The 16,105-nt window shown below is 64.5% G+C and carries 16 protein-coding genes; 4 read left to right on the top strand and 12 right to left on the bottom strand.

The window, feature by feature from the left end; genetic code table 11:
• Window positions 1–175 precede the first annotated feature (175 nt).
• From glnG to glnA, 4 genes are all read right to left on the bottom strand, one after another.
• Window positions 176–1,666: a nitrogen regulation protein NR(I) gene (gene glnG / locus V6D91_RS06070; protein ID WP_347318934.1), complete on the bottom strand. Its 1,491-nt coding sequence runs from the start codon at window positions 1,664–1,666 to the stop codon at window positions 176–178.
• A 14-nt stretch (window positions 1,667–1,680) separates the two neighbouring features.
• Window positions 1,681–2,772, bottom strand: a complete 1,092-nt coding sequence (glnL, locus tag V6D91_RS06065; RefSeq protein ID WP_347318708.1) for a nitrogen regulation protein NR(II) — start codon at window positions 2,770–2,772, stop codon at window positions 1,681–1,683.
• A 154-nt stretch (window positions 2,773–2,926) separates the two neighbouring features.
• Window positions 2,927–3,538 (bottom strand): DUF4124 domain-containing protein, encoded by a 612-nt coding sequence (locus V6D91_RS06060; protein WP_347318706.1) that lies wholly within the window; start codon window positions 3,536–3,538, stop codon window positions 2,927–2,929.
• Window positions 3,539–3,617: 79 nt separating this feature from the next.
• Window positions 3,618–5,027, bottom strand: a complete 1,410-nt coding sequence (gene glnA / locus V6D91_RS06055) for a glutamate--ammonia ligase (protein ID WP_347318704.1) — start codon at window positions 5,025–5,027, stop codon at window positions 3,618–3,620.
• Between the two features lie 296 nt (window positions 5,028–5,323).
• Between glnA and V6D91_RS06050 the strand changes: the two genes are divergently transcribed.
• The 4 genes from V6D91_RS06050 to soxX all read left to right on the top strand — a co-directional run bounded on the left by V6D91_RS06050 (window position 5,324) and on the right by soxX (window position 9,743).
• The gene (locus V6D91_RS06050; RefSeq protein ID WP_347318702.1) at window positions 5,324–6,688 is read left to right on the top strand and encodes a sigma-54 dependent transcriptional regulator; all 1,365 of its coding nucleotides are present in this window, start codon (window positions 5,324–5,326) and stop codon (window positions 6,686–6,688) included.
• A gap of 473 nt (window positions 6,689–7,161) precedes the next feature.
• Window positions 7,162–8,190 carry an MBL fold metallo-hydrolase gene (locus V6D91_RS06045; protein WP_347318700.1) on the top strand — a complete coding sequence of 343 codons (1,029 nt, stop codon included), beginning with the start codon at window positions 7,162–7,164 and terminating at the stop codon, window positions 8,188–8,190.
• A gap of 20 nt (window positions 8,191–8,210) precedes the next feature.
• Window positions 8,211–9,047: a sulfur oxidation c-type cytochrome SoxA gene (soxA, locus tag V6D91_RS06040; protein ID WP_347318698.1), complete on the top strand. Its 837-nt coding sequence runs from the start codon at window positions 8,211–8,213 to the stop codon at window positions 9,045–9,047.
• Window positions 9,048–9,074: 27 nt separating this feature from the next.
• Complete coding sequence (soxX, locus tag V6D91_RS06035) at window positions 9,075–9,743, top strand: sulfur oxidation c-type cytochrome SoxX (RefSeq protein ID WP_347318696.1); 669 nt, start codon at window positions 9,075–9,077, stop codon at window positions 9,741–9,743.
• A gap of 102 nt (window positions 9,744–9,845) precedes the next feature.
• Here the strand turns inward: soxX and V6D91_RS06030 are convergent, their stop codons facing one another.
• From V6D91_RS06030 to V6D91_RS05995, 8 genes are all read right to left on the bottom strand, one after another.
• Window positions 9,846–10,640, bottom strand: coding sequence for a sulfite exporter TauE/SafE family protein (locus V6D91_RS06030; RefSeq protein WP_347318694.1), 795 nt, complete (start codon window positions 10,638–10,640; stop codon window positions 9,846–9,848).
• The gene (modC, locus tag V6D91_RS06025) at window positions 10,637–11,752 is read right to left on the bottom strand and encodes a molybdenum ABC transporter ATP-binding protein (protein ID WP_347318692.1); all 1,116 of its coding nucleotides are present in this window, start codon (window positions 11,750–11,752) and stop codon (window positions 10,637–10,639) included. Before modC ends, V6D91_RS06030 begins: the two co-directional genes overlap by 4 nt.
• Before the next feature lie 7 nt (window positions 11,753–11,759).
• Entirely contained in the window at window positions 11,760–12,452 is a 693-nt protein-coding gene (gene modB, locus V6D91_RS06020; protein WP_347318690.1) for a molybdate ABC transporter permease subunit, read from the bottom strand.
• Window positions 12,453–12,455: 3 nt separating this feature from the next.
• The gene (gene modA / locus V6D91_RS06015; protein ID WP_347318688.1) at window positions 12,456–13,223 is read right to left on the bottom strand and encodes a molybdate ABC transporter substrate-binding protein; all 768 of its coding nucleotides are present in this window, start codon (window positions 13,221–13,223) and stop codon (window positions 12,456–12,458) included.
• A gap of 23 nt (window positions 13,224–13,246) precedes the next feature.
• Window positions 13,247–14,083, bottom strand: a complete 837-nt coding sequence (locus tag V6D91_RS06010; protein ID WP_347318686.1) for a TOBE domain-containing protein — start codon at window positions 14,081–14,083, stop codon at window positions 13,247–13,249.
• Window positions 14,084–14,149: 66 nt separating this feature from the next.
• Window positions 14,150–14,830, bottom strand: a complete 681-nt coding sequence (gene ung, locus V6D91_RS06005; protein WP_347318684.1) for a uracil-DNA glycosylase — start codon at window positions 14,828–14,830, stop codon at window positions 14,150–14,152.
• 23 nt (window positions 14,831–14,853) lie between these two features.
• Window positions 14,854–15,501, bottom strand: coding sequence for a pyridoxamine 5'-phosphate oxidase (pdxH, locus tag V6D91_RS06000; RefSeq protein WP_347318682.1), 648 nt, complete (start codon window positions 15,499–15,501; stop codon window positions 14,854–14,856).
• A 292-nt stretch (window positions 15,502–15,793) separates the two neighbouring features.
• The gene (locus V6D91_RS05995) at window positions 15,794–16,093 is read right to left on the bottom strand and encodes a cytochrome c (protein ID WP_347318681.1); all 300 of its coding nucleotides are present in this window, start codon (window positions 16,091–16,093) and stop codon (window positions 15,794–15,796) included.
• Window positions 16,094–16,105 lie beyond the last annotated feature (12 nt).

Raw genomic sequence — 16,105 nt, 5'->3', positions numbered from 1 at the left:
ATGCACCGCGACAGACTCCGGCGGCGTGGCCATGGAGGGGAAATCGCCGCCAAGGCAGCCGCTCAAAATCGGCAATGCCAGAGCGCCAAGGAGGACGGGGCGTAATGTGGGCATGGCGGGGTCACCACAGGTTGGATGCGGTGATATTCATCTTCCCCAGGCAGGCTTGCAAGCCTCACTCCATCCCCAGTTCCTTCATCTTCCGCGCCAGGGTGTTGCGCCCCCACCCCAGGAGCATCGCGGCGTCCTGCTTGAGGCCGTGGGTCTGGGCCAGGGCGGACTCGATCATCACCCGCTCGAACATCGGCAGCGCCTCGTCAAGCAGGTCACGCTGGCCGGACGCGAGGCGGGCATCGGCCCAGCGACGCAGCAAGGCGGGCCACTCCTCCGGGACCTGTGCGGACAGGACGGTCCGGGCTGCGCCTGCCACGGCCGGCGGCTGCCCGCCCGTGCGCAGGATTTCCGGCGGCAGGTCGGAGGGCAACACCTCGCGCCCGCTGGCCATGACGGTCAGCCAGCGGCAGGTGTTCTCCAGCTGGCGCACATTGCCGGGCCAGTCGTAGGCCTTGAGCAGGGCCAGCACCTCCGGGGTGAGCATCTTGGGCGGCTCGCCCAGCTCCCGCGCCGCCCGCTTGAGGAAGTGCTCAAGCAGCAGAGGGATGTCCTCGCGCCGCTCTCGCAGGGCCGGCAGGGCCAGGCGGATGACGTTGAGGCGGTGCATCAGGTCCTCGCGGAACAGGCCGTCGCGCACGCGGGCGGCAAGGTCCTGGTGGGTCGCGGCGATGATGCGCACGTCCACCTTGACCGGGGTATGGCCGCCGACGCGGTAGAACTCGCCCTCCTGCAGCACGCGCAAGAGACGGGTCTGCAGGTCGAAGGGCATATCGCCGATCTCGTCGAGGAACAGGGTGCCGCCATCGGCCTGTTCGAAGCGCCCGCGGCGCTGGGCCTGGGCGCCGGTGAACGCGCCACGTTCGTGGCCGAACAGCTCCGATTCGAGTAGATCCTTGGGGATGGCGGCGGTATTGAGGGCGATGAACGGGCCGTTGGCACGGGGGCTGTGCCGGTGCAGGGCCTGCGCAACCCGCTCCTTGCCGGTGCCGGATTCACCGGTGATGAGCACGGTGATGCTGGAGCGCGAGAGGCGACCGATGGCGCGGAAGACCTCCTGCATGGCCGGCGACTGGCCGATGATCCCGGTCGGCTCCTCGGCCTCCACCTCCCCCGCCCCGCCGCTCTCGGCACGGCTGTCCAATGCGCGACGCACAAGGGTCAGCGCCTCGTCGATGTCGAAGGGCTTGGGCAGGTAGTCGAACGCGCCGCTCTCGAAGGCACTCACTGCGGCATCGAGGTCCGAGTGTGCGGTCATGATGATGACCGGAAGCCTCGGGTAACGCTCGCGCACCTCACGCATGAGCGCCAGGCCATCGATCCCCGGCATGCGGATGTCGCTCACCAGCACCCCGGGCTGCTCGCGGCGCAGGCTCGCGAGCACCTCCTCGCCCGACTCGAACAGGCGCGACGGCCAGCCGACCTTGCTCATCGCCCGTTCGAGCACCCAGCGGATGGAGGGATCATCGTCAACGATCCAGACCTCTTGCGCGGCGTTGCGGAATCCTTCCCTGGATTCCACCCTTCGGGGATCGCGATGCGGGCTGACGCCCATCCCTTCGTCGTTGTTCATGGAGCACTCTCCAAAGCGGATGGTTCGATGGGCAGGAGGATGGAGAACAGGGTGCGGCCGGGGTGGCTGGCGAACTCGATCAGACCGCCGTGCTGGGCGATCAGCGACTGGCTGATCGCAAGCCCAAGCCCGGTCCCGCCCGGCCGGCCGCTGACCATGGGCAGGAACAGGGTATCCTGCAGGGACGGCGGAATGCCGGGACCGTTGTCCTCGATGTCGATGCGCGCCACCAGCCGGTGACGGGTATTGCCCAGGGTGAACTGACGCAGCACGCGGGTGCGGATGACGATGCGGGCATCGGCCTGACCGGCCAGGGCCTGCATGGCATTGCGCACGATGTTGAGCACGGCCTGGATCAAAAGATCGGGGTCGGCGTACAGTTCGGGGATGCTTGGGTCGTAGTCGGTGACCAGGCGCACGCGGCCATCCTGCATCTCCATGCTCACCAGCCGCCGCACGTGCTCGAGCGGCTCATGGAGGTTGAGCATCCGTTTCTTCGGCAGCACGCGCGGGCCGATCATGCGGTCGACCAGCGCGCGCAGGCGGTCCGCCTCGCGCATGATCACTGCGGTGTACTCGCGCAGCTCCATCTGCTTGAGTTCGCCATGCAGCAATTGCGCCGCGCCGCGCAAGCCACCGAGCGGATTCTTGATCTCGTGCGCCAGCCCGCGCAGCAGGCTACGGGTGGCCTGCTGCTGCGCCAGCAACTGCTCCTCCCGGGCAATGCGCAGATGGCGCTCGACGTCCATCATCTCCACCAGCACCCCCTCGCCCAGATCCGGATCGATCAGCGGACTGATCGCGCAGTCGACCATCACGTCACGCCCCGCGGCGTGCAGGGGCATCTCGCGGAAGGTGCAGGGATGGCCGCTCTCGAACGACTGGCGCAGCACCTCCGGCAGGCTCGCCTCACCCGGCAGGATGGAGCGCACCGGCAAGCCCCGGGCCTGACGCAGACTCAACCCGAGCAGATTCTCGGCGGAAGGGTTGAGGTAGACGACCTGCAAGCCGGCATCCAGCCAAAGCAGGGCCACCGTCTGGTGTTCGAGCAGGCGCGCGAGGAGGGCGCATTCGGGAGTCTGATTCATGTCCAGAGCGAAGCAAGAGTCAGGCCAGCCCCTGTTTTTAGGCGAGAGGGCCCGTCGCACCGTCAAGGCTTAGGTTGTAGGAGGCCCGCCCGCGGGCCGATGCCTCCCATCGCGACGAGGGCGTCGCTCCTACGCGGGCGCGGCCCTACCCCCCTCAGGGCGCGGGGCGAAGCTGCGGCACCGGCGGCGGGATAGGACTGAGCGGAGCCCCCGGCGCCTGGCGTCCCGGCTGCAACAGGCTCGGCCGCTGCAGGGTGAAGCGCACGGGAGCGGACTGGATCAGCACGGCTCCCGCTCCATCCTGGACGTAGGCCTCGAGCACATGGTCACCGCGATCCACGTTATTGAGCACGAGGTTCATCCGGGTGCTGTTCTGCGCCACCGGCGCGCCGTCCAGCAGCACGGTCAGGCCGTGCCCCAAATCGGCGCGCAGAGGGGGGTGGAGATTGAGACTCACGTCCACATCACCTCCGGTGTTGACCAGGGCCTCGTTGGGCGCGGGTTGGGTGATGCGCAGATCAAGATACCCTGCGAAGGCTTCGGTGCCGGGTTTACTGGGCGCCTTGGCCGGGGCCTGGGGAGCAGCGGGCAGGACCGGCACCACCACGCTGGTCGCCGGGGCAGGCTCGACCACCATGCGCTGCGCACCCGCGCGCGGCTGATCGGTGAACACGGTGTTGCCCTTCTCATCGACATAACGGTACACCTCGGCCGCCTGGGCGGTGAGGATGGAAAGGGCAAGGGCCAACAGGATGAAGGTGCGCATAAACCTTACATTAGGCCATGCCGCAGGAAAGAAAAAGCCCCGCGCGGGGCGGGGCCTTGAGGTGCCCGTCGGGCAAGCCTTACAGGCTGTAGTACAGGTCGAATTCGACCGGGTGCGGCACCATGCGCACGCGCTGGACCTCGGCCTGCTTGAGCTCGATGTAGGCGTCGATCAGCTCATCGGTGAACACGCCACCCTGCTTGAGGAACTCGCGGTCCTTATCCAGGGCCTCCAGGGCCTGCTCCAGGGAGAAGGCGACTTCCGGGATGGCCTTCTCCTCCTCGGGCGGCAGGTCGTACAGGTTCTTGGTGGCGGCCTCGCCCGGGTGGATCTTGTTCTTGATGCCATCCAGGCCCGCCATCAGCAGGGCGGCGAAGGCGAGGTACGGGTTGGCAGTGGAGTCCGGATAACGCACCTCGATGCGGCGGGCCTTCGGGCTCGACACGAACGGGATGCGGATGGAGGCGGAGCGGTTGCGGGCAGAGTAGGCCAGCTTCACCGGGGCCTCGAAGTGCGGCACCAGGCGCTTGTAGCTATTGGTGGACGGGTTGCAGAAGGCGTTCAGGGCATGGGTGTGCTTGATGATGCCGCCGATGTAGTACAGCGCGGTCTCGGACAGGCCAGCGTAGCCGTCGCCGTTGAAGGTGTTCTTACCGTCCTTGGACAGGGACATGTGCACGTGCATGCCGGAACCGTTGTCGCCCACCATCGGCTTGGGCATGAAGGTCACGGTCTTGCCGTAGGTGTGGGCCACGTTCTGGATCACGTACTTGAGGGTCTGAACCTCGTCGGCCTTGCGCACCAGGGTGTTGAAAGCCACGCCGATCTCGCACTGACCCGCGGTGGCCACTTCGTGGTGGTGCACCTCGACCTTCAGGCCCATGTCCTCCAGCACTAGGCACATGGCCTGACGGATGTCGTGCAGCTGGTCGACCGGCGGGACGGGGAAATAGCCGCCCTTGACGCCCGGGCGATGGCCCATGTTGCCGTCCGGGTACTCCTTGCCGGTGTTCCAGGCGGCCTCGGAGGAGTCGATCTTGACGAAGCAGCCGGACATGTCCTGGGCCCAGCGGATGTCGTCGAAGATGAAGAATTCGTTTTCCGGACCGAAGAAGGCGGTGTCGGCAACGCCGGTGCTCTTGAGGTAGGCCTCAGCGCGCTTGGCGATGGAGCGCGGGTCACGCGAGTAGCCCTGCATGGTGTCCGGCTCGATGACGTCGCAGACGACGATCAGGGTCGGCTCCTCGGAGAACGGGTCCATGACCGCGGTGGCCGGGTCCGGCATGAGGATCATGTCGGAGGCCTGGATGCCTTTCCAACCGGCAATGGACGAACCGTCGAACATCACGCCGTTCTCGAAGGCTTCCTCGTCGACGCGGGAGGCGGGATAAGTGACATGCTGCTGCTTGCCACGGGTATCGGTGAAACGGAAGTCAACGAACTTGACGCCGTGTTCCTGCATCATCTTGATGACGTCAGCGGGGGTCATGAGGATCTGCCTCCAGAGTGGCCGAGAGAAGTAGAAAACCTAACCAAGTTTACCCTTGCGGGCGCTGCTCGCAATTGAAGCATGAAGCATGCCATGCACCAAGCGCTCACTCATGCCACCCTCTCACCTCTCCTGAGTCCGGGGTCGCTCCATCTTGGAGCATAAGCACCAAAATGGGGCACCATTTTTGCCCACCGCACGACGACCAACCCCACGTGCAGGTGCGACCCAATCCACGAGCACCGCTCAGCGTTATATCCTATCGGACATATCGAGTTTGCAGCATCGTCGAATCCATGTCCCGCTCCCACCTCTCTGCCTGCCTCGTGGCCCGGCATGAAACCGCTCTCCGGCTGCGCCCCATCCTGGCCGAATTCGCCAACGTCACCTGTTTCCATGCGCCTGAGGCATTGGACACGGCATGGCTTGAGCCGGCCATGGACGACATCCTCCTGATTGAGCACCCCCTGCCAAACATCTATCCCCCCGAGATGCAGGCAGGTCTGCGCGCACGCCAGGCCAGGGCGGTCACGATCGCCGTGGTCCGATGCGAGGAAGGGGCCGCGGTCGCCGAGGCCTTTCGCCAGGGGGTTTACGATGTGCTCCTGCACCCCTCCAATCCTGACGAGATGCGCCAGGTGCTCGCGCGCGCAGCCGAACAGGCCCTGCATCGCCGCCGCCTGTCTCAAGGAAGCAACGACGAGCATCTCTCCCCCAAGGAACCGATTGCCCTCAGCCTGGCCATGAGGCAGACCATGGCCCTCCTCCAACGCGTTGCGCCCACCCCCCTGCCCGTCCTGCTCACCGGCGAAACGGGCACCGGCAAAGGCGTACTCGCCCGCCACCTTCATGCGCTCAGCCCACGCAGCGATGGCCCCTTCCTGGCCATCAACTGCGGCGCCCTCGCCCCGACCTTGATCGAGAGCGAACTATTCGGTCACGAGAAAGGGGCCTTCACCGGCGCCCAGAGCAGGCGCATCGGCCTGCTGGAGGCCGCGCATCGCGGAACACTCTTTCTCGACGAGATCAACAGCGCGCCCCCCGAGGTCCAGGTGCGGCTCTTGCATTTCATCCAGGAAAAACGCTTCATGCGCGTGGGCGGCGTGAGCGACATCGAGGTGGACGTGCGCCTCGTCACGGCCAGCAACCAGCCCCTCAGACCGCTGGTCGAGGCCGGTACGTTCCGGGAGGACCTGTTCTACCGCCTGAATGTCTTTCCCATCGATGTGCCCCCGCTGCGCGAGCGGGTGGAGGACATCCCCGCGCTGGGCGCCCACATCCTCACCCGGCTGGCCCCTGCGCTCGGCAAGGAGGTGCATGCCTGCGGACCGGGCGTGCTCGAAGCCCTGCAGCGCTACCCCTGGCCCGGCAACGTACGCGAACTGGAAAACATCATCCAGCGGGCGCTGGTGCTGGCGCGCGGCGAACGCATCGAACTGTGCGACCTGCCGGCGGAGATCATTCACCCCCCGCTGCAGCGCCGCGCCGACACCTCCACCGCCATCGAGTTGCCCTCCTCCGCGACGTTGCACGACGTGGAACGCGCGTGGATCCGCAAAACCCTCGCCGCCTGCAACGGCAACCGCACCCTCGCTGCCGAACGCCTCGGCATCGACCCTTCAACCCTCTGGCGCAAGCTGAAGAGCGCCCGCGAAACCTGATCCCCCACCTCCTTGCATTTCGCAAGCACCCTTGCATTTTGCAATAAGGCATCGCGTTCAGACGGCTACCTGAGCCCTTCCGCCGGCGAGACCTTCCCCACAAAAATTCAGAATATTCAAAAACATAAAAAACCAACCACCATCGTTATATCCCGAAAAACATAACGGGCACGGCGTTTGCTATCTCCCTTCCCACCCAACCACCAAGGGACGCCTGAGGCATGAGGCCAGGGCGTTAAACAACGCATAGGGACATGCCCTTTTCGGTCGTCCGGGGACGCGTCTCCGGACGGAATGCGGGAGGCTTCCGCTCCTGCCCCCCGCATCAGGTCGTCCTGACCTGCGAAAACGCCCGGCGATGTGTCGCACAGCACCTCGCCAGGCGTGGTCCTCCACCCCGGATACTGCATCCGGGGATCTTGGGCTGCCGCCTGCACGGCAGCCTTTTTTTCGAGCCACACGGAGATTTGTCGATGAACGATGACCTTCGCCAACAGGAACTGGTGGATGCCGTCCGCCGCGACCTCATGCGTCGCCTGTTCGGCCTCGCGGCAGGCGCCGCCGTCCTGCCTGCCTTGACCCCGCTCTCGGCCCTGGCCGCCGATCGTGGCCCCGCCGTCCCTGACCAGAAGCCCGTCCAGGTGAGCGAGCACCTCTACGTGCTCTATGCCCGGGGCGGTTTCCCCAACAAGGAAAACCAGGGCTTTTTCGCCAACGTCAGCTTCGTCATGACCCCCAAGGGCGTGGTGGTGATCGACAGCGGCACCTCGGTACAGATCGGCGAAATGGCCATCCGCGCCATCCGTAAGATGACCGACAAGCCCGTGCTCGCCGTCTTCAACACCCATTTCCACGGCGACCACTGGCTGGGCAACGACGCCTTCAAGACGGCCTTCCCAGAGGCCCCGATCTACGCCCACCCGAACTGCATCGCATCGATCAAGACCGCCACGGGACCGCAATGGCTCCAGCAGATGATGGGCGCCACCGAAGGCATGATCGAAGGCACCCGCATCACCCCACCGGACCACCCCGTCCAGCATGGCCAGGAACTCAACTTTGGCGGCGTGACCTTGCGTGTTCACCACTACGGCCAGGCCCACACCCCGGTGGACATCATGGTCGAAATCGTCGGCGACAAGACCGTTCACGTGGGCGATGTCGCCATGGACAAGCGCATCGCCAATATGGAGGACGGCTCCTTCACCGGCACCTTCAAGGTCTATGACGGCTTGGAGAAGAACGCCGTCGGCAGCCTCTGGGTGCCCGCCCACGGCAAGCCCGACCGCAACCTGCTGGTCAAAAACCGTGAACTGCTCGGAGGGATCTATGAAAACGCCCTCAAGGCGGTGCAAAGCGGCAAGGACATCGAAGAGGCCAAGGCCATGGTGCTCGCCGATCCGCATGTGAAGAAGTACGCCAACGATACGGTCGGCTTCAACGAGAGCATCGGCAAGTTCACCAGCATCGCCTACGTCGAAGCCGAGCAAAAGGCTTTCTAAGTTCCCCCAGGAGGAGCCTCATGAAAACAACAACCAAGCGCCTGGCCCTTGGCATCTCGCTGTTCGCCGGTGCGCTCGCCGCAACCCAGGTCTTGGCCAGCGACGACAAATTCGCGGCCTACCGAGACGCACTGGCGGGTGACAACCCCGGCGAATTCTGGATCGATGACGGCAAAAAGCTGTTTTTCGAAAAGCGCGGCCCCAAGAAGGCCAGTCTGGAGCAATGCGACTTTGGCCTGGGGCCCGGCGTATTGAAGGGTGCCTACGCCCAACTTCCGCGCTATTTCAAAGACACCAACAAAGTCGAAACGCTTGAGGGACGCATTTTGACCTGCATGGAAAAGCTGCAAGGCATCAAGCCCGAGGAAGCGGTGAAGATGACCTACCTCAATGCGGCCGAGGAGGACAGCCGGCCGGACGATTTGACCAAGATCGCCACCTACATCGCCGCGCAGTCAAATGGCATGAAGTTTGACGTCAAGCCGCGCAACGCCCAGGAACAGCACGCCCTGGAGCTCGGCAAGAAGATGTTCTGGCGCCGGCAAGGGGCCATGGACCTCGCGTGCGCCGACTGTCATGCCAACACCCAAGGGAAGCAGCTGCGTGGCGTCGACCTGCCTGACATGACCGACATCAAGACGGCCGGCAAGGTGATGACCGCCTTCCCGGCCTACGTGCTCAAGGACTCCAACGTGCGCGGCCAGTGGTGGCGCAACGAGCGCTGCGTGCTGGCCATGCGCCTGCCGTGGCTGAAGACCGGCTCGGAGATCGACGCCGCCCTGACCCTCTACATGCTCAACTTCGCCAGCCAGAGCGAGGAGAAGATCCAGGTTCCGGGCATCAAGCCCCGCGCCTGATCGAACACGTCACGCATGGAGACACGCATGAACAAGAAACACTACCTGACCCTTGCCCTTGCGCTGGCCATGGCTGGCACGGCCCACGCCGACCCCACGCCCGACTGGGGTGACAAGATCAGCGAAAAGGAATTCCTCGAGGCCGCCAAACGCAGTTTCTACCTCAATGACCCGAAGGAGTTCGACCGCTTGCGGGACGAAACCCTGGAGGTCTGCAACGCCACCAAGAACCGCCCCAGTGCCGAGCAAACCAAGGCCATTCTTGAGCGCGAACAGAAGACCATCGTTTACCCCAAGGACGGCAAACTCTACGGCGACTGGAAGAAAGGGAAGATCGTGGTGGAGGACGCTCACGGCGGACGCATCGGCTACCCCGGCTTCGCCGACGCCGACAACCCCAAGCACCCCAACGGCGCCAACTGCTATGCCTGCCACGCCATCGACCCGAACTTCCCGCAGGCCGGCAACATGGGACCGCCTTTGACCAACTACGGCAAGCTCCGCCCGAAGACCGACGCCATGGTGAAATACACCTATGACAAGGTCTACAACAGCAAGGCCACCAACCCCTGCTCACTGATGCCACGCTACGGCGGGCCGAAACACCTGATCACCCCGGAGCAAGTGGCCGACGTGGTGGCCTTCCTGCTCGACCCGGATTCACCGGTCAACAATCCCCCCGTCACCACCAAGTAAGGTTGGTCAGCGCCCTCATGCCAATCCGTGCCGCATCCGTGGGATGCGGCGCTTTCAGCCAAGCGAGCCTATCCTCCAGGACATCCCGCCATCTGGCTGGGATCAGTGCTTGAACACCTTGACCGCCGACACCAGCAAAATCACCGCCAGCCCCAGCACGAGCCAGTCCGTGGGCACCCAGCCCAGCGACCATCCGCCGAGCGTGGCTCCGAGCATGGAGCCCAAGGCCATGAACAAAAACAGCCCCCGCTCGCGACCGAGGACCCCAAACGCCGCGGCCTCGCGGTAGCGCATGAAGCCGACGATCATGGTCGGCAAACTTACGGCAAGACTCAGACTGCCTGCGAGTTTGATATCCACACCCCACAGCAGGACGATGGTGGGGATCAATAACTCGCCCCCTGCCACCCCGAGCAAGGCCGCAACCACGCCAATGAAGAAGCCCGCCCCCACGCCCAGCGCCGCCTGCGCCCAGGGGTTGGTCAGCAACGCCTGCCCCACGGGGGTCAGCGGATGGAGGTGCTCAACGATCAGCAGGATCGCCAGCCCCACCAGCAGCAGCATGATGATGGTATTGAGCACCTTCTCGGGCAGGCGGATGGCACGCCCTGCCGCGAACCAGGCGCCAAACAGGCTGCCCGCGAGCAGGTTGAGGATGATCGTGCCATGCCCCCCCACCTCGGCCCACGGAATGCTTCCTGAGCGCGCCAGCAAGGCGGTGGCCACCACCAGGAGGCTCATCGCCTTGTTGAAGATGACCGCCTCCAGGGTCGCCAGGCGGAACATGCCCTTGAGCAGAGGGAGACGGAACTCGGCTCCACCGAGCCCGACCAAGCCACCGAGCGCGCCGATCAGCCCACCCGAGGCCAGTCCAAGGCCATGGCGTTGCGCGCTCACTCCATCAACGCCACGGACTTGATCAAGGCATACACGGGCTGCCCGACGGTCAGCTTCATGCGGCGCGCGGACACCGCGGTGATCTCCGCCAAGAGCATCTGCCCATCGCGCAGGCGCCCTGCGACGGTGACACGGCCATCATGAGCCTCATCCACCCGTTCGATGGTCATCGGCAGATGGTTGAGGATGCTCAGACCTTGCGGATCCTCGAGTGCCAGGGAGACATCCCGCGCCAGGATGCGCAGGCGGGTGGCCGAGCTATGCCGTGCCGCAGGGTCGGCCAGAAAGACATGCCAATGCTCATGACCAAAGGGGGTCAGGCCATCCTGATTGACCTCGCCCATGCATCCTTCCAGCACGGAGACCGGCCCTTCCTCGTCGAACAGCGGCGAATCGGGGCGGGCGAGCGCCTCGCGGAGGGTTTCGATACGCTCGATGTGCCCCTGGGCCATGAACACCACCCGTGAAGCCAACCGCTCCACCTCGATGGGGGCATGGGTGATGAAGAGCACGGGGATGCCGGTCTCATGCGCAAGCTCATCGATCAGTGGCAACAGCTCGGCCTTGGCGCGCCAGTCGAGGGCGGAGAGAGGTTCGTCCATGCACATCAGGCGCGGCTTGGCGAGCAGGGCGCGGGCGATGGCCACCCGCTGGCGCTCCCCCCCCGAGAGGGTGGTGACCGACTGATCAAGCTTGTGGGCAATCCCCACCCGCTCGGCCACCTCGTGCAAGGAGGTCAGGAGCGGACGTTTCTCACCCTCTCCCCCTGCCCCTCTCCCCTCAAGGGAGAAGGGCGATTTGGGCACTCGCTTGAGGGCGTATTCGAGATTGCCGCGCACCGTCAGGTGCGGAAACAGCGCGGCGTCCTGGAACACAAAGCCGATGTCGCGCTTGGGCGTGGGCAACTGCCACGCACCATCCTGCCAACGCTCACCGTTGAATGAAAGCGTGCCGCGCGTGTGCCGATCAAGCCCGGTGATGGCACGCAACAGCGTGCTCTTGCCCGAGCCTGAGCGCCCGAACAGCGCGGTGATGCCCGCTGTTTCGATCTCGAACGGGCCCGATTCGAGCAAGAAGCTGCCCTGCCGGAGCGTGAGGTTTCCCTTGAGCATGGCGTGATCAGTTTGGCTTGAGCGGGCTTAAGACCCGCTGATTGATGGCATAGAACAAGAACAGGGTCAGGAAGGAAAAGCCGAGCAGGATGGCGGACAAGCGGTGCGCCTGCTCATATTCCATCGCCTGCGTATGGTCATAGATGGCGATCGACACCACCCGGGTCTCCCCGGCGATGCTGCCGCCGAGCATGGCAATCACGCCGAACTCCCCCACGGTATGGGCGAAGGTGATGACTACGGCGGTGAGGATGCCGCTGCGCGCCAGAGGCATCACCACGGTGAAGAACCGATCCAGCGCGGAGGCGCGAAGAGTGGAGGCTGCATCCAGATAGCGGCTGCCAATGGCGGCAAAGGCGTCGCGCAGGGGCTGCACCGCGAAGGGCAGGGAGTAGATGACCGAACCGATCAGGATGCCCCAGAAACTGAAGGCCAGATGATGCAGCCCGAGCTTCTCCAGCGAGCCGCCCACGAAGCCTTGCGGGCCGAGGACGATGAGCAGGTAGAAGCCGATCACCGTGGGCGGCAACACCAAGGGCAGCGACACCAGGGCCGCCACCACATTGCCCATCCGGCTCTGCGTATGCGCCATCCACCACGCCAGGGGGGCGGACAGCAGCAGGAGGATGACCGTCGTCAGGCCGGCGAGCTTGGCCGTCAGCCCGATCGCCTGCCATTCACCCGGGGTCAGTCCCAGCATGACTTACTCCACCTTCTCGCCCGGCAGCAGGAAGCCGTAATGGCGCATGACCTTGCGTGCATCCTCGGTGCGCATGAACTCGGCGAAGGCGTGCGCGGCCTTGTTGTTCTCGCCGTGCTTGGTCACGGCGTAGGCCTGCTCCAGCGGCTCGTGGAAGTTATCCGGGATGAGGTAATACCCCCCCTTGCTCTTGAGCTTGTCGTTGACCGCAAGCGAGAGGGCAATGATGCCGATGTCCGCCGCCTGGGTTTCGATCAGCTGGGCGGTATGGGCGATGTTCTCGCCGTACACCATCTTGCCCTCGACCTTGTCCCAAACCTTGGCATGCTGCAGGGCCTCCTTGGCGCGCAGACCATAGGGTGCGTGATCCGGGGCCGCGATGGCGACCTTGCGGAAGGTATCCTTGGGCAGATCCTCCAGGGTCAACTTGGTGGCGTCATGCTTCGCGCTCCACAGCACCACGCGGCCGAAGGCGTAGGTCGTGACGGGGGCCACGGCATGGCCGCTCTCCACCAGGGCCTTCGGGAATTCGACATCCGCCGAGAAATAGACGTCAAACGGTGCGCCGTTTTCGATCTGGTGTTTGAACTTGCCTGAGCTGCCCATGATCATCTCGAGCTTGTGCTCGGGATGTTTTTTCTCAAACAGCACCTTCAGCTCATCGAAGGCGAATTTGAGGTCGGCGGCGGCGGCGATCTTGGCCTCGTCGGCCATGGCAAGGGAGGAGAGACCAAGCCCTGCAACCAGGGCCAGGGTTTTGAGCATACGCATGGTTTTGAACTCGTTTTGAAGGGTTAATCGTCCACGGCCAGGATGATGTGGCTGGCCTTGATCAGGGCACAGGCACGATCGCCGACCTTGAAACCGAGATCCTCGAGACTGGCCTCGGTGATGATGGCGGCCAGCGTGTTCCCCCCCGGCAGCTCCAACACCACCTCCGCATTCACCGCGCCCTCCTGCACCCGTTTGACGGTGCCGCAGAGGCGGTTACGGGCGGAGACGCGCACCCCCTCATCGGCCGCCGCCAGGATCACCCAGGACGCCTTGATGATGGCGGTAGCCGCCTTGCCAGGCCCAAGCCCCAGGGCTTGCGCCGATTCCTTGGTGACAATGACATGCAGGCAATCCTCGCCCTGCAGACGGAGCGTGACCTCGCTGTTCACTGCCCCGTGGCGGACCTCCTCGACGGTGCCACGCAGTGCGTTGCGTGCGCTGGTCTTCATGTACAGGCTCCTTAGCATCGACAGGCTCTCGCCCATGGTTTCCAGTCCGCCGTCCTCCCCCCGGAACTGTTCGAGCACCGCCCCAAGGGCGCGCTCGAGACGCCGCTGGGTCGCCAGGATGCGCTCGCCCAAGGGCGTCAGGCGCGCCCCTCCACCGTGCTTGCCACCGTGCTGGCTCTGCACCAGTGGCTGTCCGGCGAGGTTGTTCATCGCCTCGATCGCATCCCAGGCGGCCTTGTAGGTCATGCCGACCTTGCGCGCCGCACCGCTGATCGAACCGGCCTCGGCCACCGCGGAAAGCAGCGCCAGACGACGGGCGGAGACCTCACCGCCGCCGAGCTGCAGCACCAGCGGCGCAGCGAAGGCCTCGGCCAGGGAGGCGATATGTTGTTCGGGTGATGACGACATGCGAAATATACCTAGGTAAATCTTGGTTGCAACAGAATTTTAGTGGGTGCTCATACGGGCGAATGCTCAAGTCCGCCAGTCAATCGGCGCTTGCCCCTGCCCCTCAAGGAAGGCGTTGATCTTGGAAAAAGGCCGACTGCCGAAGAAGCCGCGATGAACGGACAGGGGCGAGGGGTGCGGGGCCTCGAGCACCCGATGGCGCGAGCGGTCGATGTGCGCCCCCTTCTGCTGCGCTGGGCGCCCCCAGAGGACGAAAGCCAGCGGCCGCTCCTGGCCGTTGAGCACCTGCACGGCACGGTCGGTGAAGCGCTCCCAGCCCTTGCCGTGATGGCTCGCGGACCTGCCGCTCTCCACCGTGAGCACGGCATTGAGCAACAGCACACCCTGGTCAGCCCAGGGAATCAGACTGCCACAGGTATTGCGAATCCCCAGGTCATCCTCCAGCTCCTTGAAAATGTTTTGCAGCGACTTGGGCAGCGGCCGGACCTCAGGCCGGACCGAGAAGCACAGGCCATGCGCATGCCCCGGCGTGGGGTAGGGATCCTGCCCGAGGATCACCACGCGCACCTTATCCAAGGGGGTGTGGTTGAAGGCATTGAACCACTCGTCCGGATTCGGGTGAATGCGCTTGCCAGCCTTCAGCTCGGCGAGCAGGAAGGCGCGCAGGTCGGTCATGTAATCCTGCGCGAACTCGTCCGCCAGGGCAGCCTTCCATGAGGGTTCGAGCTGGATGCGGTCGGGGTTCATGAGCCACTCCGGGATGACCATGCTCACGGCATCAGGCGCTGGATGGCCCAGCCATCCGCAGTACGGGTGTAGGTGAAGCGGTCATGCAGGCGGCTCTCCCGCCCCTGCCAGAATTCGTACACCTCCGGCACCAGACGGAAGCCCCCCCAGTCGGGGTTGCGCGGCACATCGCCCGCAGGGTATTCCCGCTTCAGCGCCTCAATGCGCGCCTCCAGCACAGCGCGACTCTCGATCGGCTGGCTCTGGTGCGAGGCGGCAGCAGCGAGACGGCTGCCGGGCGGGCGCTGATTGAAGTAGGCCTCGTCCGCCTCGTCGCCCAGCAGCTCGACCCTTCCTTCGACCCGCACCTGGCGGTCGTTCTCCGGCCAGTAGAAGGCAACCGAGGCCCGCGGGTTGGCGGCAAGCTCCCCGCCCTTCCGGCTGCGCCGGTCGGTGTAGAAGCACAGCCCGCGGGCATCAAAGTGCTTGAGCAAGACCCAGCGCAACGATGGCCGGCCGTCCGGTGTAGCCGTGGCGAGGGCCATGGCGGTGGGATCGAAATTGCCAGCCGCCTCGGCATCCTTCAGCCAACACGCCAGCATGGCGTGCGGCTCGGGCAACAAATCGCGGCGGTGCAGCTCGCCGTGCAGGAACTCGCGCCGGGTGCTGCGGTGGTCGATTTCAAAATCCATAGGAGCGCCTCACTTCGGATATATGCCGATGTTACCGCCAATCACCATCGTGCACGGGTACAAACAACCGATTTGTGTTTCTTTGCCCGCCGCCGCTAGCAAGCCATGGAAGGCTTGCGCGAAGATCAATCACGCTAAGTGATTGATCTTCGGACCCCGTCGCGGACATGTGCTGCGACGAGGCGAGTTGAAAAAGGGCAGGAAGCCCTTTTTCAACATTCTGGCAGGGCGGAAGCTGAAAGAAAGAAGCCCAGCACTAGGCTGGGCTTCCACATCAGAAAGTGCGCGATGGTCACTTAAAGCGCGCAAAATAAGCCGCAATGTTCTCCATGTCCGTATCCGTAAGCGCCTTGGCCATGGGCACCATGACCGGATCGGTGCGCGTGCCGTCACGATAGCCCCTCAAGGCGATGACGAGATATTCACGGTTCTGTCCTGCAAGATTGGGATAGTTCTTCATCGAAGCATGTCCGTCCTTGCCGTGACAGGCAAAACATACCGCAGCCTTCTTTTCCCCTGCCGCTACATCAGCGGCCAGCGTATGCATAGCAGGCACCATCAGCATGGTGGAGATGATGATCCATCGTTTCATTATGGGATCCTC

Origin of the sequence: Thiofaba sp. EF100 (assembly GCF_039822285.1) — a bacterium.
In the GTDB taxonomy this organism is placed as follows: Bacteria; Pseudomonadota; Gammaproteobacteria; order Halothiobacillales; family Halothiobacillaceae; genus Thiofaba.
Note: the sequence above shows the minus strand (reverse complement) of the source record. Positions and strands in the feature narration are given on the sequence as shown.